Origin of the sequence: Bacillus sp. COPE52 (assembly GCF_003355115.1) — a bacterium.
In the GTDB taxonomy this organism is placed as follows: domain Bacteria; phylum Bacillota; class Bacilli; order Bacillales; family Bacillaceae_G; genus Bacillus_A; species Bacillus_A toyonensis.
In genome coordinates this window covers 3,787,736-3,814,045 of sequence record NZ_CP031292.1, presented here as the reverse complement: position 1 = coordinate 3,814,045, position 26,310 = coordinate 3,787,736, and the positions used below count along the sequence as shown (strand labels likewise).

28 protein-coding genes are annotated in these 26,310 nt (G+C 35.9%); 6 read left to right on the top strand and 22 right to left on the bottom strand.

All coding sequences use genetic code 11. The features are described 5' to 3' along the window. Nucleotides 1-27: 27 nt before the first annotated feature. Nucleotides 28-912 carry a 2-dehydropantoate 2-reductase gene (gene panE / locus DPQ31_RS19220; protein WP_033661358.1) on the bottom strand — a complete coding sequence of 295 codons (885 nt, stop codon included), beginning with the start codon at nt 910-912 and terminating at the stop codon, nt 28-30. A gap of 294 nt (nt 913-1,206) precedes the next feature. Between panE and DPQ31_RS19215 the strand changes: the two genes are divergently transcribed. Next, nucleotides 1,207-1,680, top strand: coding sequence for an N-acetyltransferase (locus DPQ31_RS19215; RefSeq protein ID WP_208730893.1), 474 nt, complete (start codon nt 1,207-1,209; stop codon nt 1,678-1,680). Nucleotides 1,681-1,712: 32 nt separating this feature from the next. Here the strand turns inward: DPQ31_RS19215 and DPQ31_RS19210 are convergent, their stop codons facing one another. The 3 genes from DPQ31_RS19210 to DPQ31_RS19200 all read right to left on the bottom strand — a co-directional run bounded on the left by DPQ31_RS19210 (nt 1,713) and on the right by DPQ31_RS19200 (nt 3,084). Further along, complete coding sequence (locus DPQ31_RS19210) at nt 1,713-2,219, bottom strand: RsfA family transcriptional regulator (RefSeq protein ID WP_000246458.1); 507 nt, start codon at nt 2,217-2,219, stop codon at nt 1,713-1,715. 129 nt (nt 2,220-2,348) lie between these two features. Next, nucleotides 2,349-2,522, bottom strand: a complete 174-nt coding sequence (rpmF, locus tag DPQ31_RS19205) for a 50S ribosomal protein L32 (protein ID WP_001984764.1) — start codon at nt 2,520-2,522, stop codon at nt 2,349-2,351. Between the two features lie 61 nt (nt 2,523-2,583). Then, nucleotides 2,584-3,084, bottom strand: coding sequence for a YceD family protein (locus DPQ31_RS19200; RefSeq protein WP_208730891.1), 501 nt, complete (start codon nt 3,082-3,084; stop codon nt 2,584-2,586). Nucleotides 3,085-3,237: 153 nt separating this feature from the next. Between DPQ31_RS19200 and DPQ31_RS19195 the strand changes: the two genes are divergently transcribed. Beyond that, entirely contained in the window at nt 3,238-4,479 is a 1,242-nt protein-coding gene (locus DPQ31_RS19195; RefSeq protein WP_208732105.1) for a nucleotidyltransferase, read from the top strand. A 26-nt stretch (nt 4,480-4,505) separates the two neighbouring features. Here DPQ31_RS19195 and DPQ31_RS19190 read toward each other — a convergent pair whose 3' ends face one another. Together DPQ31_RS19190 and DPQ31_RS19185 are read right to left on the bottom strand one after the other, a co-directional pair. After that, a complete protein-coding gene (locus tag DPQ31_RS19190; RefSeq protein ID WP_000476315.1) occupies nt 4,506-5,531 on the bottom strand; it encodes a SepM family pheromone-processing serine protease in 1,026 nt (341 codons plus the stop codon). Further along, nucleotides 5,524-6,315, bottom strand: coding sequence for a patatin-like phospholipase family protein (locus DPQ31_RS19185; protein ID WP_000662585.1), 792 nt, complete (start codon nt 6,313-6,315; stop codon nt 5,524-5,526). Before DPQ31_RS19185 ends, DPQ31_RS19190 begins: the two co-directional genes overlap by 8 nt. 113 nt (nt 6,316-6,428) lie before the next feature. On the opposite strand from DPQ31_RS19185, the gene ylbJ reads away from it, so the two are divergent. After that, complete coding sequence (gene ylbJ, locus DPQ31_RS19180; protein WP_208730889.1) at nt 6,429-7,658, top strand: sporulation integral membrane protein YlbJ; 1,230 nt, start codon at nt 6,429-6,431, stop codon at nt 7,656-7,658. On the opposite strand, the gene coaD is transcribed toward ylbJ, so the two are convergent. Then, nucleotides 7,650-8,141 carry a pantetheine-phosphate adenylyltransferase gene (gene coaD / locus DPQ31_RS19175; RefSeq protein WP_000200597.1) on the bottom strand — a complete coding sequence of 164 codons (492 nt, stop codon included), beginning with the start codon at nt 8,139-8,141 and terminating at the stop codon, nt 7,650-7,652. The genes ylbJ and coaD overlap by 9 nt on opposite strands. Beyond that, nucleotides 8,138-8,704, bottom strand: coding sequence for a 16S rRNA (guanine(966)-N(2))-methyltransferase RsmD (gene rsmD, locus DPQ31_RS19170; RefSeq protein ID WP_001266984.1), 567 nt, complete (start codon nt 8,702-8,704; stop codon nt 8,138-8,140). Before rsmD ends, coaD begins: the two co-directional genes overlap by 4 nt. 650 nt (nt 8,705-9,354) lie before the next feature. On the opposite strand from rsmD, the gene DPQ31_RS19165 reads away from it, so the two are divergent. Continuing rightward, nucleotides 9,355-9,744 carry a DUF7147 family protein gene (locus DPQ31_RS19165; protein WP_000616007.1) on the top strand — a complete coding sequence of 130 codons (390 nt, stop codon included), beginning with the start codon at nt 9,355-9,357 and terminating at the stop codon, nt 9,742-9,744. A gap of 56 nt (nt 9,745-9,800) precedes the next feature. On the opposite strand, the gene DPQ31_RS19160 is transcribed toward DPQ31_RS19165, so the two are convergent. The 6 genes from DPQ31_RS19160 to DPQ31_RS19135 form a co-directional block, all read right to left on the bottom strand. Then, complete coding sequence (locus DPQ31_RS19160) at nt 9,801-10,067, bottom strand: YlbG family protein (RefSeq protein ID WP_002093356.1); 267 nt, start codon at nt 10,065-10,067, stop codon at nt 9,801-9,803. Between the two features lie 126 nt (nt 10,068-10,193). Further along, nucleotides 10,194-10,646 carry a YlbF/YmcA family competence regulator gene (locus DPQ31_RS19155; protein WP_000634357.1) on the bottom strand — a complete coding sequence of 151 codons (453 nt, stop codon included), beginning with the start codon at nt 10,644-10,646 and terminating at the stop codon, nt 10,194-10,196. A 114-nt stretch (nt 10,647-10,760) separates the two neighbouring features. Continuing rightward, nucleotides 10,761-11,333, bottom strand: a complete 573-nt coding sequence (locus tag DPQ31_RS19150; protein ID WP_000134952.1) for a histidine phosphatase family protein — start codon at nt 11,331-11,333, stop codon at nt 10,761-10,763. A gap of 77 nt (nt 11,334-11,410) precedes the next feature. Beyond that, nucleotides 11,411-11,656: a YlbE-like family protein gene (locus DPQ31_RS19145; RefSeq protein ID WP_001206442.1), complete on the bottom strand. Its 246-nt coding sequence runs from the start codon at nt 11,654-11,656 to the stop codon at nt 11,411-11,413. An 11-nt stretch (nt 11,657-11,667) separates the two neighbouring features. Beyond that, the gene (locus DPQ31_RS19140; RefSeq protein WP_001143329.1) at nt 11,668-12,114 is read right to left on the bottom strand and encodes a YlbD family protein; all 447 of its coding nucleotides are present in this window, start codon (nt 12,112-12,114) and stop codon (nt 11,668-11,670) included. Between the two features lie 112 nt (nt 12,115-12,226). Next, entirely contained in the window at nt 12,227-13,261 is a 1,035-nt protein-coding gene (locus DPQ31_RS19135) for a CAP domain-containing protein (RefSeq protein WP_000735382.1), read from the bottom strand. 206 nt (nt 13,262-13,467) lie between these two features. Between DPQ31_RS19135 and DPQ31_RS19130 the strand changes: the two genes are divergently transcribed. Continuing rightward, nucleotides 13,468-13,833 (top strand): YugN family protein, encoded by a 366-nt coding sequence (locus tag DPQ31_RS19130; RefSeq protein ID WP_001160935.1) that lies wholly within the window; start codon nt 13,468-13,470, stop codon nt 13,831-13,833. A gap of 46 nt (nt 13,834-13,879) precedes the next feature. On the opposite strand, the gene DPQ31_RS19125 is transcribed toward DPQ31_RS19130, so the two are convergent. From DPQ31_RS19125 to ctaB, 7 genes are all read right to left on the bottom strand, one after another. Further along, nucleotides 13,880-14,878, bottom strand: coding sequence for a formamidase (locus DPQ31_RS19125; protein WP_000535796.1), 999 nt, complete (start codon nt 14,876-14,878; stop codon nt 13,880-13,882). Nucleotides 14,879-15,118: 240 nt separating this feature from the next. Beyond that, complete coding sequence (gene ctaG / locus DPQ31_RS19120) at nt 15,119-16,024, bottom strand: cytochrome c oxidase assembly factor CtaG (RefSeq protein WP_000069006.1); 906 nt, start codon at nt 16,022-16,024, stop codon at nt 15,119-15,121. Nucleotides 16,025-16,110: 86 nt separating this feature from the next. Continuing rightward, a complete protein-coding gene (ctaF, locus tag DPQ31_RS19115) occupies nt 16,111-16,443 on the bottom strand; it encodes a cytochrome c oxidase subunit IVB (RefSeq protein WP_001007827.1) in 333 nt (110 codons plus the stop codon). Nucleotides 16,444-16,446: 3 nt separating this feature from the next. Next, entirely contained in the window at nt 16,447-17,070 is a 624-nt protein-coding gene (gene ctaE, locus DPQ31_RS19110) for a cytochrome c oxidase subunit III (protein WP_000557861.1), read from the bottom strand. Next, nucleotides 17,070-18,905: a cytochrome c oxidase subunit I gene (gene ctaD / locus DPQ31_RS19105; RefSeq protein WP_170957719.1), complete on the bottom strand. Its 1,836-nt coding sequence runs from the start codon at nt 18,903-18,905 to the stop codon at nt 17,070-17,072. Before ctaD ends, ctaE begins: the two co-directional genes overlap by 1 nt. Before the next feature lie 60 nt (nt 18,906-18,965). Next, nucleotides 18,966-20,015 (bottom strand): cytochrome c oxidase subunit II, encoded by a 1,050-nt coding sequence (coxB, locus tag DPQ31_RS19100; protein ID WP_000745270.1) that lies wholly within the window; start codon nt 20,013-20,015, stop codon nt 18,966-18,968. A 93-nt stretch (nt 20,016-20,108) separates the two neighbouring features. Continuing rightward, a complete protein-coding gene (gene ctaB, locus DPQ31_RS19095; protein ID WP_001015063.1) occupies nt 20,109-21,032 on the bottom strand; it encodes a protoheme IX farnesyltransferase in 924 nt (307 codons plus the stop codon). Nucleotides 21,033-21,530: 498 nt separating this feature from the next. Between ctaB and ctaA the strand changes: the two genes are divergently transcribed. Beyond that, on the top strand, nt 21,531-22,466 hold the full coding sequence (gene ctaA / locus DPQ31_RS19090; protein WP_001188753.1) for a heme A synthase: 936 nt from the start codon (nt 21,531-21,533) through the stop codon (nt 22,464-22,466). Nucleotides 22,467-22,550: 84 nt separating this feature from the next. Here ctaA and pyc read toward each other — a convergent pair whose 3' ends face one another. Next, nucleotides 22,551-25,997 carry a pyruvate carboxylase gene (gene pyc, locus DPQ31_RS19085; RefSeq protein WP_000164046.1) on the bottom strand — a complete coding sequence of 1,149 codons (3,447 nt, stop codon included), beginning with the start codon at nt 25,995-25,997 and terminating at the stop codon, nt 22,551-22,553. Nucleotides 25,998-26,310 lie beyond the last annotated feature (313 nt).

Here is a 26,310-nt window from a genome sequence, read left to right as displayed (position 1 = left end):
GTTTCACGTAAAAGCAAAGAATAACACTTATTCTTTTACTTCTAATCCTTTTATTGCATCGAACAAAAATTGAAGTGTCGGAACTGGTCGTTGCTGTTTCTTAGCTTCCTCTAACACATATCCAACAATCGCATCGATTTCCGTTTGTCTATTCGCTCTTACATCTGCTAGCATAGATGATGTATTATGAGACGTTCTTTCACATATACCTCGTACCATTTCCCATACCATTTCTTGTTCTTCACTAACAAGAAATGCAACTTCCCTAAATACTTGCTCCATCATTTGATAAAAAAAAGGATTCGTAATTAACTCACCGTTCTGAACCCGCAATAACGCTGTCAATGGATTAATACATACATTTACTACTAATTTTTTGTACATAATACCTTTCCAATCAGCCTCTATTTGAATTGGAAAATGAGCAAAAGGAAAATAATCGAATACTTTTTTAAAATATAAAGATGGACCGCGCACTACCCCAAACTTCGTTATACCTATTCCAGTATGATGGACCGTATACCTTTCTTCTTTTTTCGCACCGTGTTCTACAATACCAACAGCTATATTCTCATTCCTTATTTTCTGTATAGCATGAAGATGCGACATTCCGTTTTGCAAAAAGATTAATGATGATTCTCCTTGCACAAACGGTAATATGTCATTTATATGGTATTGCTTCACAGCAATAAATGTATAATCTAACTTCTGATCTAACATATATTCTATCGGTAAAATGGATGGAAATACCGTTTCACGTTTCCCATCTCTAATACAAGTTACACCTGTTTTATTCAATTCTTCAGCCTGCTTAGCCGTCCTTGTAAACAACGTGACATCTTGATTACTTTTTTGTAAATAAAATGTATATAATAGACCAATAGCACCTGATCCTACAATTCCAATTTTCATTTTCACCCAAGGAATTCATATTAAATTTCCTTGCCTTCCCTCCCTTTATATCTTTCTAATTCACATGCATACATCCTACGCTTGCACTGACTCCTAACAGATAAACGCAACCTCTTCTTTCACTATGTATATACTACTTATTAACGTGCTTCTATTCTTAGTTTAGCAAATCCTCAAAAAAATAATAAAAGAAATATACTATCTTCTTCATAAAAATAAAAAAATAAGTTATAATATTATTATAAATATTTTTACTTTTCTGGATTCAACAAGATAAGAAAAGGATGTGATGTAATGGGATTCCCAAAAGTTGAGCGCTTGCTCATCAATTATAAAACATTAGATGAATTTAAAAAATTTAAAGGTTGCGGAGCTCTAGAACTATCTATGTTGGAAGAGTTACAAGCAAACATTATTGAAAACAATAGCGAATCACCATTTTATGGTATTTATTATGGCGGATCACTAATCGCACGTATGAGTCTATATATGAAAAGGAATGGTGGCGAACCATTTGAAATTACTGGCCCTTACCTAGAACTTTATAAACTTGAAGTGTTACCAACTTTTCAAAAACAAGGATTTGGACAAATGCTTGTGAATTATGCAAAACAACTACAGTTCCCAGTTAAAACGATAGCACGTATCCATTCGGCTGGTTTTTGGGATAAATTAAATTTCCAACCTGTATCAGTAACTAATGGTGATTTTTATATTTGGCATCCAGAAACAAATATGAATGCGATTACAAACGAGGAATCTGCATAAGAAATAAAAAAACAGCTGCGTAACAGCTGTTTTTATTTCTTTAACTTCTCTAACTTTCCATTCGAACGAACACTATTTCTTTCCGCTACCATTACACTTCTTTTTTGATCGATATAATCAAGTAATGTTCTATACTCTTCCTCATATACTGATAATCGCTCTAGAAGTCGTTCTCTCTCTGTTTGTAGCGATTCAACTTGTTTTTGCAACACCATTAAAGAGTTTTCATCTTTATAATTTTGCAAGAAATCAATAACATCATTCAGTGTAATTGACGTAGGCTCTAATACCTCCGTCTCTTTCACTTCATAATTTTCTACTTTACGAAGTTGTTTCGCTTCTTCAATACGTTCTTTATATTGCTTTCTCACGTAAGAATTCCATCTAAATCCACATGCTGCTGGTGTACGAGACAAATGTCTTCCCACTTCTTTAAAGGCAGAAAGTTGCGTTCCACCTTCTTGAATATGCCGGAGTACTACTTCTGCCAGAAGCAAATCTTCATCATCAGTCCAAGCATCTTGTCTTGTTGTCGCCATCTCTCTAGTCCTCCCTATGCATTTTTTATTAAGCATATGCAGTTACTAGAAAAGATAGAATACAACAACTAAAGAATAAAACAAAAAAAATAAACGCAGAAGATATCTTCTACGTTTATTTTCCCGCAATTACTTGCTGATTACTTCTTTACCTTTGTAAGTACCGCATGCTTTACATACACGGTGAGCTAATTTCGCTTCACCACAGCTTGGGCACTCTACCATACCAGGTACTGATAATTTGAAATGCGTACGACGCTTTCTTTTTACTGTTTTAGAAGTTCTTCTAAAAGGTACAGCCATTCTTCCCACCTCCTTAAAAGAAATAATTATTTTCATATGAAGGCCTAAACCAGTCTTCCGATTATTTGTCAAAAAACTTTGCAAGTCCTGCCAATCTTGGATCAACAGCCTTTTCTTTGTTTTCTTCCGAAATCACTTGCCAGTCTTGACCTTGCATCGGTGCTCCACCAGAAACATCATCACTGAAAATTTGCATTGGAATCTCCAAAAGTATATTTTCCTTGATTACGGGCAGTAAGTCAAGTACTTCTCCTTCTAAACAATGAATTTCAGCTTCTGTTTCAAACTCTTCTTCTGAAGTTTGGAACACCTCAGTTGTTTTAATGTCAAATGGTAATGTCACATCTACTAAAGAGCGAGAACATGGTAAAACCATGCTTCCAGTTATATGTAGATGGAACGTAAACTTCCCGGAGCCAAAATCAACTCTTCCTGTTACATGAACAGGATTAATTTCACGAATATCTTTCTCGAACTCTTTTAGCTCACTTACATCTACCATCTCATCCAATGTCAATCCTTTATTTCTCAATTTATTCAATTGATGGATGGACCATTTCATATCATATCACCTCAAGGCAACAAACAAAATTATAGCTAGCCATTTTATATTTGTCAATGTTTTTTCTTTACACTATAATGAAGTCATCATAGTAAATAATATATAGAGTATCATGTTTTCCAAAAAGATGCTACATCGAAAGGAGAGATTATCATAAAAGCCAGTGGTATTGTCGTTGAATATAACCCTTTTCATAACGGTCATGATTATCATGTGCAACAAACAAAAAAGTTAACACACTCTGATATTATAATTGCCGTTATGAGTGGCCCTTTTTTGCAGCGTGGTGAGCCCGCACTCATTTCCAAATGGTATCGCACTAAAATGGCCTTAGCAAGCGGTGTAGACCTTATTGTAGAGCTTCCATACGCATTTGCAACACAAAAAGCTGAAACTTTTGCAAATGGTGCTATTTCCATCTTAAATGCCTTACGCGTTTCTGAAATTTGTTTTGGCAGTGAAGATGGACAAATCGAAAATTTTTATAATACCATCTCTGTACAAAAAAACGAAGAAGCGACTTTTAATCGTCTCGTAAAGCAATTTATGAGCGCAGGTAATAGTTACGCCAAAGCTACATCTGAAGCCTTTCTACACATTTTACCATCCAAAAAAAACATCGATATGTCACAACCAAATAACATTTTAGGCTTTCAATACATAAAAGCAATTCTGGCGCAAAATAGTTCTATACAATCACAAACTATAAAAAGATACGCATCTCATTATCACGATGAAACATTTAGCAACCAACATATCGCAAGTGCAACGAGTATTCGTAAACAACTCTTTAGCGAAAATGGTTCATTTACAGAAATTGAGCCTTTTATCCCGAAAGCAACCGCTTCTCTTTTAGCAACTTATAAACAAAACTTCGGGATATTACATAATTGGGAACAATACTTTTCATTTTTTAAATACAAACTTATGACGATGTCTCCAGGGGACTTACGACATATATATGAAATCGAAGAAGGTTTAGAGCATCGTATTTTATCAAAAATACAAAACAGCTCTTCCTTCCACTCATTCATGGAAGCATTAAAAACAAAACGTTATACATGGACTAGATTACAAAGAGCCTGTACACATATTTTAACAAACACGACAAAAGAAGAGATGCATACGGCAAATATAGAACAACATGCACCGTATATTCGTCTACTCGGCATGTCACAAAAAGGACAAACTTATATTTCAAAAAACAAGAAAAAAATAGAACTTCCAATCCTTACTCATACAAAAAGTTTTGACCATCCTACTTTACATATAGAGCGAAGAGCAAATTCTGTATATTTCTCTATCATGCAAGAACCATTACGGACACAACTACTAAAACAAGACGTAACACACCATCCAATTCGTTACGATGAAACAACTACAACGTTTCTATAAGAAAAACCTCTCTATTTCAGAGAGGTTTATTTTTTCTCACCCATTTTTTCCAAATACTTCAACGCATCATCCAGCGTATCCACTGGTACAACCTTCATTTTTGTTTTAATATCTTTCGCAGCCTCAAGTGCATCTTTATAGTTGGATTTCTCCGCACCTTTTTCATTTGGCGCAAAAAACACCTCAGCACCCGCATCACTAGCAGCTACCACTTTTTGCTGTATACCACCAATTGGGCCAATTTCTCCCTTTTCATTAATTGTACCTGTTCCAGCAATTTCATGTCCTTTTGTTAAATCTTCTTCCACAAGTTGATTATATATTTCTAATGTAAACATTAAGCCTGCTGATGGCCCACCTATTTCATGGGAATCAATTTTCACTTTCGGATCTACTACTAACTCTCTTTCCGTCACGATAGAGACACCTATACCTACGCGGCCATTTCCATTAGGAATTGTCTTTACATTTAAATTTTCTTTTAACTGTTTTCCGCCTCGCATGTACTCAATATTTACTGTATCTCCTTCTTTTTTCCCTGTCATATACTCAATAAATTGATCCGTCTTTTCGAATGTTTTTCCGTCGACAGCTATGATGATATCTCCAAGCTTAAGCTTCCCCTCTGACGGCATACCCTTCGCTACACCAGCAACTAATACACCTTTATTTTCAAAAGAAACAGTACGATTCGCTTGTTTATACGCATTATAAATTGCTGCATTTTGCGAGTCTTTCATTGCATAATTTTGGCGGAATTGATATTCTTCATCACTCTCGCCCCTTTGCAATATTTCTTCCGCCTTCGAAACATGTGTATATTTATTAAATTGTGCCGCTATTAAATTCACCACATTTGCCGGCCCCATCGAAACCGTTACAAGCATAAAATCACCAGATTCTTTTGTTCCACCCTCAACCTGGACATACGGCTCTAATTTCGCAGCCATTCCTGGTTTTGTTACATAGTACGGTAAACGCACATAAACAAGTAACATCGCCAATATCACACCTATTAAGATTGCATATATAAACCGAAAACGCTTAAACATTATGTTTCTCCTTCCACTGCTCAATTAATAAATAAATATTTGAAACATGTTTTTCTGCTTCTACTTCTCCGACTCGAATAATGTCTTCAATGTTTGTAAAAGCACGTGAACTAAATTGTTCCACAGCTGGTCGCATCATTAAATCTGATGCAATTTGCCGATTCATTACAAGCTCATGCTGCATAATTTCAATACTTTGCATAATTACATCATAAATAGATGTAACCTCACCATTCACCTTAATCGGAGATACATCAACAGCAATAACAATATCGGCACCTAACTCTTTTACAACCGAAACTGGGATGCGATCAATCACTCCACCATCTACTAATAATCGTCCATTTACCTTTTCTGGCACAAACACTCCAGGGACAGATATACTAGCCCTCACCGCATCTGCAACAGGACCACTTGTAAAAACCACTTTCTCCCCCTTCAATATGTCAGTAGCCACAACAGCTGTCGGGATATCTAACTCTTCTAAATTTTTATTATATGTAAACATTTTAATCATATCTTTGACACGTTTACCAGCAATAAACCCCATTTTTGGTACCGTGAAATCTAAATAGTATTTCCTCTTAAAAACAGTCGCCAATTTATACAATCGTTCAACGTTACAGCCAGCTGCATAAAATGTACCTATTAAGGCCCCCATACTACTCCCTGCAATCATATGAATCGGGATACCCGCTTCCCTTAAAACTTTTATAACGCCAATATGAGCAAATCCTTTCGCTCCTCCAGATCCAAGCGCTAAACCAATCTTCGGTTCTTTCATTTTTCTCACCCTTTAATTTTTTTCATCCCTTTTTCATACTTATGGTCTAAATTCACCACGTATCCACGTATACTGAAATGAACGTTTTTTGGGACAAAGGGGGATTTACTTACATGTATGAAAAATGGAAAACCGCTTTCCTTACCATATCAACACTATTTTTAACCTTTTCTCTTGTACTCCACCCCCAAGCTGCTTTGCAAGCTTCCATTCGAGGGTTAAATATATGGTGGGAAGTTGTATTCCCTTCACTATTACCGTTTTTCATCATTGCGGAACTTCTAATTAGTATCGGTGTTGTAACATTTATAGGCGTTATATTAGAACCACTCATGCGACCACTTTTTCGCGTTCCAGGAATAGGTGGATTTGTTTGGGCAATGGGCATGGCCTCAGGGTTCCCTGCTGGCGCCAAATTAAGCGCTAGACTGCGTAAAAGCGATCAAATAACACAAATTGAAGCCGAGCGCCTCGTATCTTTCACAAACTCTTCTAATCCACTTTTTATTTTTGGAGCTGTTTCTATCGGTTTTTTCAATAATCCGAAATTAGGAATCGTACTAGCTGCTGCACATTATTTAAGCAACTTTGCCGTCGGATTAATAATGCGTTTTTACGGGCATAACACATCTTACACAAATGATAAACAAACTACTAAAAAACGTCCTTTTCAAAACCCTTTTTCAATCCTTCACCAAACACGCTTGCAAGAAAAAAGACCAATAGGAAAATTACTTGGGGACGCTATCGTTTCTTCTATTCAAACATTACTTATGATTGGCGGATTTATTATTTTATTTTCTGTGTTAAACAAAATGATTACTGTATTCCATATTACAGCAACTCTTTCTTTTATTATGCAACATATTTTATCATTCTTCCAACTAAGTACTGATTTTAGTATTCCGATATTATCAGGTATTTTTGAAATGACACTCGGAAGCCAAATGATTAGTCAAATAAATGAAACACCCCTTCTGCAACAAGCGATGGTAACAAGCTTCATTTTAGCATTTAGCGGCCTTTCAATTCAGGCACAAGTTGCTAGCATACTAGCTGAAACGGATATCCGATTTAAGCCATATTTTTTCGCACGACTTATCCAAAGTATTCTTGCTCCTATTTTTACGTTTTTATTTTGGAAACCTTTTTATGAGAAAGTAAGTTCTTTCTCACCTATGGAAAAAGATATTCCCGTATTTTTATCCAATCATTCTTCTACACTACTTGAAATTTGGACATCTTTTGTACACTACGGACCGATTTTCACATTATTTTGTTTATACTTATATGTTATCTTATTGTTTTTACGCATGAATAAAGAAAAACCCCGTTCACTTTAACGGGGTTTGAAACTTTTCTTTTAAAGCACGCTCTACAATAGGAGGCACAAGATCTACTACACTTCCTCCATACCTCGCAACTTCTTTCACAATACTCGAACTTAAAAATGAATATTGGTTGTTTGTCATTATAAAAAAGGTTTCAATATTTTCATCTAATTTTCGATTCATAGAAGTAATTTGCATCTCATATTCAAAGTCAGAAACCGCTCGTAAACCACGTAAAATTGCATTTGCATTACGCATTTTTGCATACTCCACTAATAGCCCGCTATGCGAATCCACTTTTACATTTGGGATATCCTTTGTTGCTTCTCGAATTAAATCTAGACGTTCTTCAACTGAAAAGAATGGTTTTTTTGATGAATTGTTTAAAACAACTACGTACACTTCATCAAACACTTTTGCTCCCCTTTTAATAATATCAAGATGCCCAAGGGTAATTGGATCAAAACTCCCTGAAGAAATAGCTATACTTGTCATTCTGTCTCCTCACCTTCATACTTATAAATCGATATTGCTGTAATCCCATAATTTTCAGCTCTTACTTTTACAAGATTCCCTATAGAATCAGGTAAAACAACATCATTACCATGCTCTGACATAATTAATCCATCTCTATGTAGCAATCCATGTTGATCCATCACACTAATCAAAGATACAATTTTTTGATCTTTATATGGAGGATCTATTAGTATAAGATCGAATGACATTTCACGCTTTATGAGCGCTTTCACCGCACGCTCTGCATCATTTCGATACACTTCAGCTTGTTCATGTATTCTACAACTTTCTAAATTTTGATGAATGACTTTTATCGCTTTACTATCTCGATCAACAAAAATCGCTTTTTCAATCCCTCTACTTATAGCCTCAATTCCAAGGCCACCACTACCGCCAAATAAATCAAGAGCGGTACCACCATCAAAATAAGGGCCTATCATATTAAAAATAGATTCTTTTACTTTATCCGTCGTTGGACGTGTTGTATTGCCGGGAACCGCTTTAAGTGGGTGCCCTTTACATTTTCCTGAAACTACTCTCATCTGTTGTCACTACCTTTATTTCAATCTATCGAGCGCTTATAAAATAATTTCCCACTTCAGTAACCGCTGCAAAACTATATGTAACTTTCACCTATCCATAAGAAACTTTCTCTAAAAATAACCGCTCGTCATTTTTTATGTATTTATCTCGCCATTCGCTAACACAAACCCATTATGTACATTAATTCCACTTTCCCCCGCATTAACGGGCAGTAAAACTCCCAACTCAAAATTCGGTTAGAACAAAAAGTGAGGTGGGAAATTAACTGCCCGTAAACGCCCGATTAGTGAAGGCTAATAATCAGCGGGGATGCCCCCACTGATTAAAGTTTCACTTTATCTTTTTTTATCCTATCATAAAATAAAAAAAAGAAAAATAAAAAGCCAAACATAAAATTTAAATTCATTATGTATATCTTCATTTAGATTGGACATAAATAATTATAACAACATCACCTTCGATGTTGTTGCCAACCGCGGAGAAGACTTACGTTTCCCCATAAGTTCTTCCTCCGGTTTCTCCTCTCCCTTTGCCTTCTTACTAGTACATACTAGTATAAGAAGGGCCCTGCTTTGCAGGGTTTTTTTTCTTTGTCTACTTTTCATTTAAAAAGTGAGATGGTACAGTAAAAGAAAGAGGAGGAAAAGATATGATTCAACGCTTTATAGAACTTGGAGAAGGCTACTCTGATTTATATGAATTACTTGAAATTGCCAAAGCAAACCAAGAACGTATAACACATATGTTACAATTTGAAACAATTAAAAACGAAAAGAAAGTATGCTCGCTTGTTGTAATATTAAAACCGACCACTACTGGTGATTTCCAACCATTATACATATGTCGTGAAGGTATTCCTATGCCTGAAAATAAAAAAAGTAAACGTGTCATTTTATTTGAAGAGATGGCAGAAAAACTAGGAAAAAAAGTGACCACATTTACTGTAAAACCGTCCACAACTTTCCCAGAAAAAGAACTATTTTTCAATCATCTAATTGGTATTTTACGAATGAATAATTTCATTCCTCCAATGAAATAACACTTTATTTAAAGTAAAAAAATCCCACGCTAAACGTAGCAGGGGATTTTTTTACTTTAACTATAATCGTATTCTTTTGCCCGATCAGGACGGGAATTTTCAAATTCCGTTTTTAAAAACGGACGGTACGACTGTTCTATCTTTTTCACAAAAGGAAGTTTATTCAACTTATGCATCATATGCTCAATTTGTTCCATATCACAATATACAACGGCATATTTTAATCGTTTTGATATGTAATGTATGTTACCATATTTTCTTAAAATCTTGGCATGTTTCAATGAATGTAAATAAACAATCATACTTTGTCGTTGCCCGAACATAATCTTCTCCATCTTCTCCTTTTAAAAACTTATATTTTATATTTTTTGAAAACTAACCAGAAATTTATGACATAATGAAACAAACTCTGTATACGTTTTCTTACATCTTCTAAAAAACGGGGTACATCACCCCGTTTTTTTACAACCGCAACCTCCGCCAGTACCGCAACCTCCGCCACAGCCACCAGCATCGAAAAATGGATTTCCTGTTGGAACTTTAATAGAAGAGGATACCTCAGAACCAATTGCTACACTAACTTCATCTAATAACTTTTGTAAAGCAGTTTCTGCTCGTTTAAAGGTTGCAATCTTATCATGCAAGTCTACAGAACGCTTTAATTCCCTCATTTTTGTTGACACGATAGTATAGTCAGGATGGTATTTCCCAAAACGCTGCACTTCCTCATATCGTTCCTTCATCGCTGTAAATTGCTGAATTAATGTCTGAACTTCCACATCCTCATGCAATTCTTTATAACACTTACGATAATCTTCTGCTATATCTGAACAGATGATCGCTTTTGCAAGCTGCTCTGCCTTATCTAATATTAATACGCTTTCTAGCGTCGCTACAATCATGAGAGACACCTCCGAGTATTCATCATACCACATTTAGAATAGAACTACTAATTGAAGTGACTCACTTAAAAGAAAGATATGACTCTAACTATTTTCAAACAATCTCAGATACGCTTATACATTAATATGTTCCGCAATATTATATTTAAGAACATCCCATTCTCCGCCGTTTTCTTTCACATAACTAATACATGCATTTTTTAACGGGGTCTTAAACGTAATTTCATCTGGTGCAATTGCATGTAAAATAGCTTTTATCGCATGTGAATGAGCAACAATAATAATACGTTTACCAGAATGAGTTACTGCAACATCTTCTAAAGCAGCAAAGCAACGAGCTACAATTTCTTTATCTAACTCCATACCTTCTACTTTACCCTCCGCAATTAACTCTCTAACAGTCGCAACCGGCTTCCCTGAAGCTTCTCCAAAATTCCGTTCAACAAATCGTTCATCTAATAAAATGGATTGTAATCCAGCTGCCTCTGCGATTTCCTTAGCCGTTTCTTGTGCTCTAATTAACGGACTACTTATAATAATATCCCACGATTCTACTTGCAAAGCAGCCGCACTTTGACTCGCTTGCTTTTTCCCAACTTCATTAAGTGGAATATCTTCACGCCCCTGAATAATCTCTTGAAAATTCCAATCAGTTTGTCCATGTCGTACTAAACAAATTTCCGTCATGCTGCAACTCCTTTTTTAAATAATCCGCTTCTATTGTAACAAAAGTTCTGCATGACGGACATAGTTTTCCCTTCCAATTATGTCGTATTTTGCTGCTTCATATACTGAAACATATCAATCATGATCGAAGCAACCGCCAATTGATTTTGAAATTTTTCTACTTTATCTGGTATCGTTTTTTTGAAATGTTGCATAGCAGCCAACTCAAAAGCTTCTTTTTCTTCAGGATTTCGGGTTAACTTCCTATACCAGTATGGCTGCTCCCTAATATAACGCGATAAGTCCTCATCAGCCTTTATAAACTCCATAAGTTCTTCTCTCATCATCTTTCCCCCTAATCCTTTTGAAAGAAAAATGGATTATTTTCTTTGGAAGTACTTTGTTCTTGTTGCGTGCGACTTCCTTGAAACTGTTGAATAACTTGTTGCACACTCCCGATAGCACTCGTCACATTAGCTAAATGATGCTGCATTTGTTCCACATCTAGCTTTTTAAAAAAAGAAAGCATTTGTCCCATCACATCAGCAGTTTTTTCCTCTTCAGTTCGATTGTCTTTTTCCTTCTCTTTTTTATTTTCTTTTACTGAAGAAAAGGCAGGCGCTCCATCAGGTCTATAAGTTGCCCATATTGGATCTTCCTCACCAAGTAAGTACCATTCTTCATAAAATTGCTGCCAAGTTTTTTGACCACTTCTAACGTCATGAACCATTTTAGGGTGATGGTTTACAAATTCTTTAAACTGTTGAACCGATGGATGTAACGGTCCTTTTGTTGTTGGCATAATCCTCACCTCTTCATGTATATCTACTTATATTGTAAGAAAAAAAAGGCGCATGGTTCGCCTATTTTTAGACGATTCATGCACCTTTTTTTACACTACTTAAAGTTTCACTTTATTTTCGAATAAAGTTTTGCGTATAAAATTTATCATATACCCCAACACCTAATCCGGTAAATTGTTCATTAAATAAATTTTTTCTATGCCCCTCACTATTTAACCAACCTTGTACCGCCGCAATTCCATCACTATGTTGTGCCGCTATATTCTCACCAGCAAGCTGAAACCCTACTCGTCCTCGTTGTAAACGATCTCCTAACGTACCTAATGTAGGTGAATCATGTGAAAAGTAATTATTGTCTTTCATATCTTTGCTATGTCCAATAGCAACATCTGCTGTTTGTTGATCCCACGTTAACAATGGTAGTTCATGACGACTTCGAATAATATTTGTTAAATCAAAAATTTGTTGCATATTCCCATTCTCTACTTGTTTCATCTTTTCTGGTGTTAATGGTTGTTCTGCTATTAATTCACCTGAATAAACAAGCTGATACGGTCTTTGGCGCAATAACGTTTCATCATCCATATAACGAACACCAACGAGTTCATGTGTGAAATGATCAAAATATAATTGTGCCCATCCATCTTCTACAGGTACTAACGGCTGTTCCATTACTTCCGTATCAGATAACTCAAATTGATAACTATTCTTCCCTCTTTTTAATGAAATCTCATGCGAGAGCGGATTCTTTTTGTATACATCTTCATATTTTTCATTTATATAATAAGGCGGTACCTTAACTTGTTCACCAGCAACATACGCTGTTACAATTTTACGTTCAGCAACTCCAAATTGAACGTACTGATTTAAATCTTGATTGTACACCCACCATTCATAACCGTAAGCAGATGGCTCTATTCGAGCTGGTTCTCCCCACTTTGCCAATAGATTTTCAGAATCTCCACCAATCATATTTAAAACAGTGTCTGAGGAGTCCTCATCGACTTGTTTTTTCTTTTTCACAATTTTATTTTCTTGTTTTGATTGAGATGGGGTTAATATATATTGTGAAACGAGTAATTTCCCGTATAAATCAACAGCTAAAATTAAAAATGTAATCATTACGATACGCAATAATTTCTTCAAACGATATACCTCCTGCACAAAACATAAAATTGAGATATACACAAATCCTTTTATTTCCTTTTTTGTGTGTACCGTACTCTTTTCACTATATCATATTTTCACAAAAAAAGTCTGGATTATCCCTTTTCTCTCAATATGAATTGCACTTTCTTATTATTCATACTATTATAAAAATAATGATGTAACATTAAAAAAGGAGGTATTATATGCAATTTACAAATACGAAATTTAATGGGGCCGTCGTTGATTTATCGCTTTTAACTGAGATTATGGAAAAGAACCATTTTGTACTAGCTGGACAGTGGGATTACGAAAGAGTTACATACGATTATAAATTTGAAATATTAAAGGATATTTATTACTTACGAGTGCGCGGAGTTGCTGTTGAAGGCGACATTGGCAGCAGACACGCTGAAGTAAAACTACTCCCTCCCTTATTAGGAAAACATTATTATCCTCACGGTGTTGAATATGGTGATGATGAGACTTTCCCAACAAATGTACTCCAAAAAAGCGAACAACTCCTACAAAATGTAGAAAAAGAGTTAAAAGAATTTCAAATTATTGAGTAAACCGAACAAGCGCATCAATATGATGCGCTTGTTCTATTTATTTTCCTTAAGAATGAATCGTCTTTTTAACTGGATACCCATAAATGGATCCATCTTTCACTTTAATCTCATCTTCCCAGGGAACTTTATACTTACCTTCAGCTAAATCTTTTACAAACGTATACGGGTTCTCTTTCACTCCACCAGGAGTCGCTACATATCCCCTTGAGCCTAAATTATATATATTATTTTCGAGCCCCCATCCTAATCTAGCCTGATCTGCTAGCTCTGGATATACTTCGGCAGTAACAATCTCCCAAGGGTTTCGGTGCCCCTGCACTAAAGTAGTCCCATCAAAATTACATACTTGTCCTTCACCAAAGTAATAAAATACACCATCATAACCCGCTAAGTTCACTGACAATGTATACATTAAATTTTGCCATGCATTTGAACGATTGGTTAACATCCATTGTTCACTAACTTGTGTGCTATATCCGGAAATACGGATCAAGACATTCGCACCTTTATAGGCTGCTTCACGGGCTACTTCAGGGAACATGCCATCATGACAAATACAAACAGCTAATTTACTCCCTCCAGGTCCATCACAAACAGGTAAGCCTAAATCTCCAGCTTTCCAAGGCTCGACCGGCACCCAAGGATTTAACTTACGATACTTCAAAATCATTTCACCCTGTGGATCAATAATAATCGCTGTATTATAAGGTTCTCCACCATCAGGATTTCTTTCCATTATAGAAAAAACACCATACACTTCAGATTCTTTACATGCCTCAGCAAATAAGTCTGTTTCTGGCCCAGGCACTGTACATAAAAACTCTTCTGTAGTCCATTTTTTTGTATTGAGCCCTTGTGTACTATATTCGGGAAATACTATTAATTCTAATCCAGGATAACCTGATTTAGTTGAATGAATTGTTTTTATGATTTGTTTAATTTGTTTATCAATGTCTGCACGTGATTCTACTACCGGTACTGGATATTGAATTAACGCTGTTAAAAAACCACTAATCGGCTTTACCATACTTCCGCTACTACCCATTTAAATTCCCCCTTAAAATAGTTCGTGTTTATTAAAGATAACAATATAAATTTGTAACTCTCTAAAAAACTTGCACTACATATGGAATTATTACGCATGAAAGCTAGTAGTAAATTTTATATCCACTTTTAGTACACGCCAACACTAACTTAACACGAAAAGATTGAAAATTCAATCTTTTATAAATACCTAAAGCTAAAACTAAAAAAAGAAAAAGCATATGGAATCCCATACACTTTTTTACTTAGTCTGTAAATATGGCGGCAATTGTTGCAACTGCTCCTTATCCTTTTCGCGTTCTCTACGCGCCCATTTAAAGAATACATAGCCGATAATCGTACCGTACACTATTTCCTGGACAATTTTCATAATGATACCGCCCGTTTGTTGGTCTTGTACTACTGGCATCCAGTGCAAAAATTCTGGTCCAGTTATATTTAATTCTGATAAAGTTCCCGCAGGTACGCATAGTTCCATCGCTTTCATCCAAGCAGCTGAATCCGTATACGTTGCAAATAACGGTGCAGTTGCAAAAATTATTAATGCACAAGCTGGCGTTAATAATATACCGTTAGCAAACATATAACCAAGTTTCTTTATATCACTTAACGTTTGATATTCTGGTAACGGATTTAACATCGGCCACCACATCATGATTGCCGCAAAAAATAATATAGCGAGGCAAATCGGATGGGCAATTTGGCTTTGTTTTACTGCATCAAAAACAACTGGCAAATGATAAAAAGAAAACAGTCCATTAAATACAAACAATGCAATAAGCGGTTTAGCAAAAATTTTCAACACAATTTGAACTAGCTTAAAAGAAGTAATATAACGATATAACCAAACTGGTATACCAAGTAATAATAAAGGCGGAACTGCAATATACATGACTGCCATTTCAAACATATGTGCACTAAATATAATATGGCCAATTAAATCAATAGGTCCACCCTTTACAAAATACAAAAGAACAATTCCAGACGTAAAATAAAAAATTTGCTTTTTACTTACCTTCGTCGCATTTTCAAATCGAGTTCTATATGGTCCAATAATTAAGAAGTATCCAATAAGAATCGAAAGCATAAATAATAAAAAGAATGGACTCCATAAAGCTTGAAAGCCAAATATCCATAAGTTACTCATTGTCACCCCCACCTTCCTAATGGTTATCCTTCCACATAATGTGAAGAGGGGGCTGTGACAACACAAGCCCCCTTATTCTTCACTTTTCAAATCCACACGATTGTCATAAAAGCTAAAATTGTAATTAATCCTATTAACAGGCCAGAATACAGAAAGAAACTTGCAGCCTCATGCCCTTTATGGCTCATATGCATAAAATAATACAATTGAAAAATTACTTGCACCACTGCCAATAGTAAAATAAACGGAACAGAGAAGGTTGGACTAAAAGTTTTTGGATATGCTACCGCTACAAATGCAACTAATGTCAGGAAAATCATTAGCGCAAACGTAATAACTTGGTGCTTCATCTCCTCTGCACTTTTTCTCTTCCGATAAACAAGATCCACCTTAGGATTATTTGTTTGTCTTATCGCCATTGTTTATCCCACCATTCCCATTAAATATACTACAGTGAAAATAAACACCCAAACTACGTCAATAAAGTGCCAATAAATTGATGCAACATAAAACTTTGGTGCGTTGTATAAATTTAAACCACGCTTCGCATTTCTAAAAATTAATGTTAAAATCCAACACAATCCAAACAATACGTGAAGTCCATGTGTACCAACAAGAGCATAAAATGCAGAGCCAAATGCACTACTTCTCATAGTATGCTTAAATTCATGTGTATAATGATAAAACTCATATATTTCAAATCCCAAAAACCCTAAGCCAAGCAACACTGTTACAAGTAGCCAAAGTTGCATTTTCTTAAAATTAAAGTTTTTCATATGGTACATCGCATATACACTCGTTAAACTACTCGTTAATAAAAGCATCGTCATAATGAAAACAAGCGGCATTTGAAACATCTCTTGAGATGTTGGTCCACCATTTGTAGAGTTTTTTAATGCTAAATATGTGCCAAACAAGGAAGCGAACAATACTGTTTCGCCTCCAAGAAATAACCAAAAACCGACAAACTTATTTTTCCCCTCAAGGGTTGCTTTTTCAGGCTCTGCTGGAAATGTTTCATTCGTTAATTTTTCATCTACATGCATTATGCCTTGCCCCCCTTATCCTCTAAATCTTCCTTATGAATATGATATCCATGATCATCGACTACTGAACGAAGGAACATTGCGCCAAATGTAATGATTAAACCAATAATTGCTACTAATAACCAGAACTTATCTTTTCCACCTTGCATATACATTGCACCGAATGCCGCTATGAATAAGCCTAGAGAAATGATAAATGGTGAAAATGAAGCATTTGGCATATGAATATCACCAACTGGTTCCGCCGCCGTCATCTCTTTATTACCTTCACGTTTTTCAATCCAAAACGGATCTAACCCGCGAACAAATGGTAATTGTTTGAAATTATATTCCGGTGTAGGTGCTGGCATTGTCCATTCTAGTGTACGTCCATCCCATGGATCACGACCAGCCTTCTCTTTTGATACAGTTGTTTTTATTACATTGAATAGAAGAACAATCGTTCCAAGAGCCATAAACACAGCTCCAATAGAACTAATCATATTCCCCATTTCCAATCCTTGCCCCTCAAGATATGTGTAGTAACGACGTGGCATACCAATCAATCCAAGGAAATGCTGAATAAAGAATGTTAAATGGAAACCGATAAAGAATAACCAAAATGTTATCTTACCTAATGTTTCATTTAATATTTTATTAAACATCAGTGGCCAATAATAATGAGCCCCTGCAAGTAAACCAAATACAACACCACCGACGATTACATAATGAAAGTGCGCTACTACGAAATAGTTATCATGAAATTGATAATCAGCTGGTGCAGATGCAAGCATAACGCCTGTAACTCCACCCATTACGAATGATGGAATAAAAGCTACCGCCCACATCATCGGTGTTGTAAAACGAATACTTCCGCCCCACATTGTAAAGAGCCAGTTAAATATTTTAATACCTGTCGGAACCGCAATTGCCATTGTCGCAACTGAGAAAATAGCATTTGCAACTGGACCAAGGCCAACAGTAAACATGTGATGCGCCCATACCATGAATCCTAAAAATCCAATTAATACTGTCGCAAACACCATCGATGAATAACCAAATAATCGTTTTTTCGAAAATGTCGCGAAGATTTCTGAGAATATTCCGAAAGCTGGGAGTATAAGAATGTATACTTCCGGATGACCGAAAATCCAGAATAAATGCTCCCATATAATTGTGTTCCCACCTAATGCTGGATTAAAGAAACTTGTTCCAAATAAACGATCTAACATTAAAAGTCCTAATCCTACAGTTAACGGCGGAAAAGCAAATAATATAAGTGAAGATGTTACAAACGTTGTCCATGTAAACATTGGCATACGCATATACGTCATTCCTGGCGCACGCATATTAATGATTGTAACAAGGAAGTTAATACCTCCAATTAATGTACCAATACCTGAAATTTGCAAGCCGAGTACATAAAAATCAACACCATGGCCTTTAGAAGCTAAAGCTAATGATGCATAAGATGTCCATCCTGCATCAGGTGCTCCACCTAAAAACCAACTTAAATTTAAAAATACTCCACCAAAGAAAAATAACCAAAATCCGAGTGAATTCAAAAACGGGAACGCTACATCACGCGCACCAATTTGAAGTGGCACGGCGGCGTTCATAAATGCAAACACGAGTGGCATAGCTGCGAGGAAAATCATTGTTGTACCGTGCATCGTTAATACTTGATTATAAGCATCCCCAACAAGAAAAGCGTTGTTAGGAATCGCTAATTGAAGGCGAATAAATAGTGCTTCTATTCCGCCTATTATAAAAAACAATCCACCTGCAATTAAATAGAGAATGGCAATCTTTTTATGGTCTACTGTCGTTAAATAATCCCATATGACAGCACCCATCCCCTGTTTTTTTGCTACAGAGCTCACGTTTTCAACCTCCCCTTCGCGAATAATCCCTCTTTACTTTTCAATCTTTAACGTTTGTAAGTATGCATTTAATGCATCAATTTGATCATCCGTTAAGTTGCCATATTTACCAGTCATTTTATTTCCTGGCTTCATATTTTCAGGATCTTTCAGCCATTTTTTTAAGTTTTCTTCATTATTTTCGGCAATACCAGCAACCGTATCACGATCAGCAAAGTTTGCTAAGTTTGGTGCGATACGAGCGGAAGGTGGTCTACTATCATTAGATCCAACTGCATGACAACCAATACAGCTTTTATTAAATATTTCTTGGCCCTCTTGCGCCTTTGTTGAAGCTACTTCTTTTTTCCCATCAATCTTCTTCATATCAGCAAGCCATTTTTTGTACTCGCTTTCATCTAAAGCTTTCACTTTAAATTGCATTAAAGAATGTGACGGGCCGCAAAACTCTGTACAAAAACCATTATAAGTGCCCGATTTATCTGCCTTTAACCACATTTTGTTTACATTGTCTGTATTTGTATCCATTTTACCAGCTAAAGATGGAACCCAGAATGAATGTTTAATATCGGCACCCTTCAAATTCAAATACACTTTCTTACCTGTGGGGATAACTAAATCTTGCGAAGTTACTATTTTTTCTGATTTATAAGAAAATTCCCACCAATAAAGATTCGCTGTTACATCAACAACGATCGTATCTTTATCAATATTCTTTTTCTCCATCGCACTTACATCAGCAAGTTTGAATGTATATGTAACCGTCGGAACAGCTAAGATTAGTAAAAGAATAATCGGAATAACTGTCCATATAATTTCTAGTTTGTGATTCCCTTCAACTTGTTCTGGAATATAATCTTCCTGACCTTTCTTTTGTCGGAAACGCACAATTACATACAAGAAAATAATAGTAACTACTAGTACTACTCCTACCATGATCGCACTCGCTAGTAAGAGCAGATCATATTGCATTTTTGCTACTTCTCCTTGCGGAATTAAAGTAGATTGAAAGGCTTTACCGCATCCCCCTAACAGTAAAGCCAGCAGTGAAACGAACGAAAGCAGTCGCCACTGTTTCTTCATACAAACAACCCCCACTTTCCTTGTGAATTAGATTGTACTTTATAGTTAAGTAAAGTAAATCTCAACGTAAAGAAATCCAATTATGTCGTTGTCTTAGAAGAATGTAACTACAATCATTGATACAAATAAGATTGTTAAATAATTTAGGGAATAAACAAACATTTGTACGGACCATTTGATGTCATCCTTCTTACGGAAGCCATAAAATCCTAAAACGATCCATCCGATGTTAAGCAATGTTGCAAGTACCATAAATGTTATCCCAAGTCCACTCATATAAAATGGTAGTGGTAATAAACATACTGTCCAAATCATAATTTGGCGTTTCGTAATTTCAAATCCATGAACTACAGGAAGCATTGGAATTCCTGCATTTCGATATTCATCAACACGTTTCATCGCTAACGCAAGGAAATGTGGGATTTGCCAAATAAACATAATTAAAAATAACATCCAAGCAATTGGATGGCCTAAAGATGGATCAATTGCTGCCCATCCAATTAAAGGTGGAACTGCTCCAGAAATACTACCTACAACAGTATTTAGCGTATACTTTCTCTTTGTCCATAAAGTATATAAAACAACATATGTGAAGGCACCAATAAATCCCATTAATACTGCCATCGGTGTTGTTAATAATAAGAATACAAATCCAAGTAGTAATATAACTAGTCCAAATGTAAGTGCAAAACCTGGTTTATACTTTCCTGTAACCGTTGGACGGGTTTTTGTTCTTTCCATTAACGGATCGATGTCTCGATCAATGTAGTTATTTAAACAACATACCCCTGCCATAATTAATCCGGAACCAACGATTGTAAAAAATAGCTTATCCAGATTGTCCATCACACTTAATCCATTAAAGTGTAACGCCAACCAAAATCCTGTAAATACAGTAAGTGTATTTGAGTTTACAATCCCCATTTTAACGAGCGCTGATAAATCTTGTAACCGAGTTGTTTCGGGTACACTTGTTACAGCTGACTCATCATGCAGCTCACTTGTTGCATGGTTCATCACTTTAACCCCCTCTTAAAACTTTCATCTTTCTTTTTGCGCCTATTTCGAATGAAATAATTCGCTTCTATATAGCAATATTATTACAGTAGAAATATTGTTAACCCATTCTACTACTAATCTACGCCCATACTCCAATATATTAAATCATATTTCCCGAACATTTTGTGAAGAAAACATGAACTTTTTGTGTCGAATATAAAAAAGCTTACTTCTTACTTATCCTTATCATAACATGATGTTACTTTCTATAATAAACTATTTTGTCATATTTAACACGTATTCTCCCCATTTCTTTTCAAAATAGCCTATTTTCCCCCTAAAAATTCCCTTATAAATTCTATTTTCACACCCTTTTTCTCCCCTTTGTCTTCCCCCTCCATTTCTTTGCTATTTTATTATTTTTTATATATCATAGGAACTAGCGCGTTTTATTCTATACATAATGGAATGAAAATATTTCGCAATAACTTCATAGCAGAAAGATGGTGAAAGAGATTGCAACGCTTTATTAAATGGTTAGCAGTCATTACAAGTCTTGATTTATTAGTAGTATTATTAGGAGGCGCTTTAGTTACAAAAACAGGTTCTGGCCAAGGCTGCGGTAAATCATGGCCGCTTTGTAATGGTGAGTTAGTTCCATCTAATTTATCGATGGAAACTATTATTGAACTAAGTCACCGCCTTACATCAGGATCAGCAGGAATACTTGTCACTCTCCTTTGTATTTTATCCTGGAAGTATTATAAACATGTGCGCGAAACAAAAACGTTAGCAATTTTATCCTTCGTATTTTTAGTTGCACAAGCATTAATGGGAGCGGCAGCCGTTGTTTGGGGTCAAATGCCAGCTGTACTTGCTATCCATTTTGGTATTTCCTTAATTTCATTCGCTTCTGTTATTTTGTTAACGTGTCTTATTTTTGAAATTGATCAGAAATTTGATGCACGTTCACTTATTATGGATAAAAAAATGAAATTTCACATTTATGGTGTAACAATTTACAGTTATATCGTCGTCTACACAGGGGCTTTAGTACGTCACGAACGAGCTAGCTTAGCCTGTCCAGACTTTCCTTTATGTAGTAAAAATAGACCATGGCCGACTCAATTACATGAGTGGGTTCAAATGGGGCATAGAGCTGCAGCGATATTAATATTCCTTTGGATACTATATGCAATGATTATTGCTATTCGTCAATATAAGCAACAAAGCGTAGTATACTGGGGATGGATTATTTCCTTTATTCTTGTAACACTTCAAGCTATTGTTGGGATTTTAGTTGTATATACAAATGCTAGTTTAGCAATGGCATTATTACATTCCCTATTCATTTCTTGCTTGTTTGCTGTATTATGCTATTTAGTTATGTTAGGAACAAGAAGTAAAGTGAACGCAAAAGAATCCGAATCAACTTCTAAACAAACAAAATAATTTAAAACTAAAATCCCTTGCCGAATCGGCAAGGGATTTTTTGCAATAAAAAAAGAGCTGTATTTACACAGCTCTTTCCTTATTTTAGTGATCTAATTCAATAAGTAAATCACCCGTTTGAATTGCATCACCATCGTTAACATATACTTTCTTCACTTTACCATTGAACGGCGCTTGAACTGTCGTTTCCATTTTCATCGCTTCTGTAATTGCCATAGAATCGCCTTTTTTCACTTCATCGCCTTCTTTTACAACTACTTTAATAACCGTTCCTGGCATCGTTGCGCTAATATGGTTTGGATTTTCACGGTTTCCTTTCACACGTTGTGCAACTGTTGCTTTCACACTTTCGTCTTTCACAACAATCTCACGTGGTTGTCCGTTAAATTCTAAGTAAAGAATACGATTTCCATCCGGCTGAGGTTCTCCAATTGATACTAGTTTAACCATCAATGTTTTACCTTGCTCAATTTCCACATCAATTTCTTCACCAAGTCTCATACCATAGAAGAATGTCGGTGTATCAAGCACAGATACATTACCATACATCTCAGCAACTTTTTCGTAGTCCATAAATACTTTCGGATATAACGCGTACGCAACTACATCGAAAATCGTTACTTCGCGTCCAAGTTTATGGAATAACTCTTCTTTTAAAGCATCAAAATCTACTGGCTCTAACAATTCACCCGGTCTTACTGTTAACGGCTCTTTCCCTTTTAAAATAATCTTTTGTAATTCTTTCGGAAAACCACCGTACGGTTGACCTAAATCACCAGAGAACATTTCAACAACAGATCCTGGGAAATCCAAAGCATGTCCACGCTCTAAAATATCTTGTTCTGTCAAATGGTTTTGAACCATAAATAATGCCATATCACCAACAACTTTTGAAGATGGAGTTACTTTTACAATGTCTCCAAACATGTCATTCACACGACGGTACATTACTTTCACTTCATCGAAGCGATCTCCTAAACCAACCGCCTTTGCTTGTTGCTGAAGATTACTATACTGCCCACCCGGCATTTCGTGCATATATACCTCTGTGTGAGGTGCATTCATACCACTTTCAAACGGTGCATAGTATTTGCGTACATCTTCCCAGTAATGAGATAGTTTTTCTAATGAATCTATATTAACATCTGGTTGTCTTTCATTTCCGCCTAATGCGTAGTATAGTGTGTTCGCACTTGGTTGTGACGTTTGACCTGCCATTGAACTCACCGCTACATCGACAATATCAACACCCGCTTCAATTGCCTTCGTATACGTTAATATACCGTTTCCGCTCGTATCATGTGTGTGCAAGTGAATCGGAATCGATACTGTCTCTTTTAATGCAGAAACTAAATCGTATGCAGCATTAGGTTTTAATAAACCTGCCATATCTTTAATACCTAATATATGAGCACCTGATGCTTCTAATTCTTTCGCCAAGTTTTTATAATAATTCAAATCATATTTACTACGTAACGGATCATGAATATCTCCTGTATAACACATTGTCGCTTCTGCAATTTTGCCAGTATCTCGTACAGCATCAATCGCAACTCTCATACCTTCTACCCAGTTTAAACTATCAAAAATTCGGAATACATCAATGCCAGCTTGAGCAGAACATTCCACAAATTTTTGAATTAAATTATCTGGATAGTTTTTGTAACCAACTGCGTTTGAAGAGCGAAGTAACATTTGGAATAAAACATTCGGCATTTTTTCACGAAGATCTAGTAATCGTTCCCATGGATCTTCTTTTAAGAAACGATACGCAACATCGAACGTTGCACCGCCCCACATTTCCGCTGAGAATAAGTTCGGTAACATTCTCGCTGTCGGCTCTGCAATTTGATGTAAATCTTTTGTACGAATACGAGTTGCAAGTAGTGACTGATGCGCATCACGGAATGTTGTATCAGTTAAAAGTACACGTTTTTGATCTTGAACCCACTTTACTAATCCATCCGCTCCACGCTCATCCAAAATTTGTTTTGTTCCATTTTGTATCGGCTCTGAGTGTACTACATTTGGTATACGAGCATCCGGGAAAATTGGTTTCTCTTTTTTCCCTACTCCCGGGAAACCATTTACTGTTACTGAACCAATGTAATTTAACATTTTCGTTCCGCGGTCTTTACGTTTCGGGAATAAGAACAGTTCAGGTGACGCGTCAATAAACGACGTATCATATTCTCCTGATAAGAAGTTTTTATGTTTTACTACATTCTCTAGGAATGGAATATTTGTTTTAATACCACGAATACGGAATTCTTTTAAGTTACGTTCCATTTTTGCAGCAGCTTGTTCAAAAGTAAGAGCCCAAGTCGTAACTTTTACAAGTAAAGAATCGTAGTACGGTGTAATAACTGCACCTTGGAAACTATTACCTGTATCAAGACGAACACCAAAGCCACCGCCTGATCGGTACGCCATAATTTTTCCTGTATCCGGCATAAAATTATTTAGTGGGTCCTCAGTCGTTACACGAGATTGGATTGCAAATCCGTGCACAACCACTTCTTCTTGCTTCGGAACACCTACCATTTTACTATGTAATGCATGTCCATCAGCTATTAAAATTTGCGATTGAACGATATCCACTCCTGTAATCATCTCTGTAATCGTATGTTCAACTTGAACACGTGGGTTTACTTCTATGAAGTAAAACTCATCACCTTTTACAAGAAATTCTACCGTTCCTGCGTTTAAATAGTTTACATTTTTCGTTAACTTCACAGCAGCTTCACAAATACGTTGACGCAAATCATCTGAAAGCGAAACGCTTGGTGCGATTTCGACAACTTTTTGATGGCGACGTTGCACAGAACAGTCACGCTCGAATAAGTGAACAACATTGCCTTCTTCATCTGCTAAAATTTGTACTTCTATATGTTTAGGTTTTTCAACGAATTTTTCAACGTATACTTCATCATTACCAAAGGCTGCTTTTGCTTCTGATTTCGCGCGATTATACGATTCTCTTAATTCTTCACTAGCTCGTACTATACGCATACCTCGACCGCCACCACCAAGGGACGCTTTAATAATAATCGGGTAATCATACTTTTCAGCAAACTCTTCGACTTCTTCTATTGAATCTATTGGGCCATCACTACCAGGAATAACCGGAATTTGTGCTAGCTGCGCTTGTGTTCTTGCTTTCACTTTATCTCCAAACATATCTAAATGCTCACTTTTCGGACCAATAAAGATAATTCCTTCTTCTTCACAACGTTTTGCAAATTGGATATTTTCTGACAAGAAACCATATCCAGGGTGGATTGCATCTACATGATTGCTTTTCGCAATCTCAATAATGCCCTCAATATCTAGATAAGCATCAATTGGCTTTTTCCCTTCCCCAACTAAATAGGACTCATCGGCTTTATAGCGATGATAAGAACCGCTATCCTCTTTAGAATAGATTGCAACTGTTTTTAATCCAAGTTCCGAACAAGCTCGAAACACACGAATTGCAATCTCTCCACGGTTAGCTACCAATACTTTTTGAATACGTTGCAGCTTTGTCATGATTTTCCCCCTCTACTTTCCTACCACTTTAGAGATAAAATATATACACACCATAAAAAGCGTGAAGTTCTTCACTTTCCACATTATATTATACTTAGAAAGTTTCACTTTATTTTTATCCATCATACCTTATTTTTTAACAAATGATAAGTTTTCTGTGCAATTTGTTTCACAAAAATAGTATAGCATACCTCTTCCTTTTCGAACAACCTAATTGTATATCACATTTGTTTTAATGTGATATATTTTTCGGATATAAAAACAATTAATATATCACATTTGAAATTACTTTAAATAAAAAAACACATTGTGC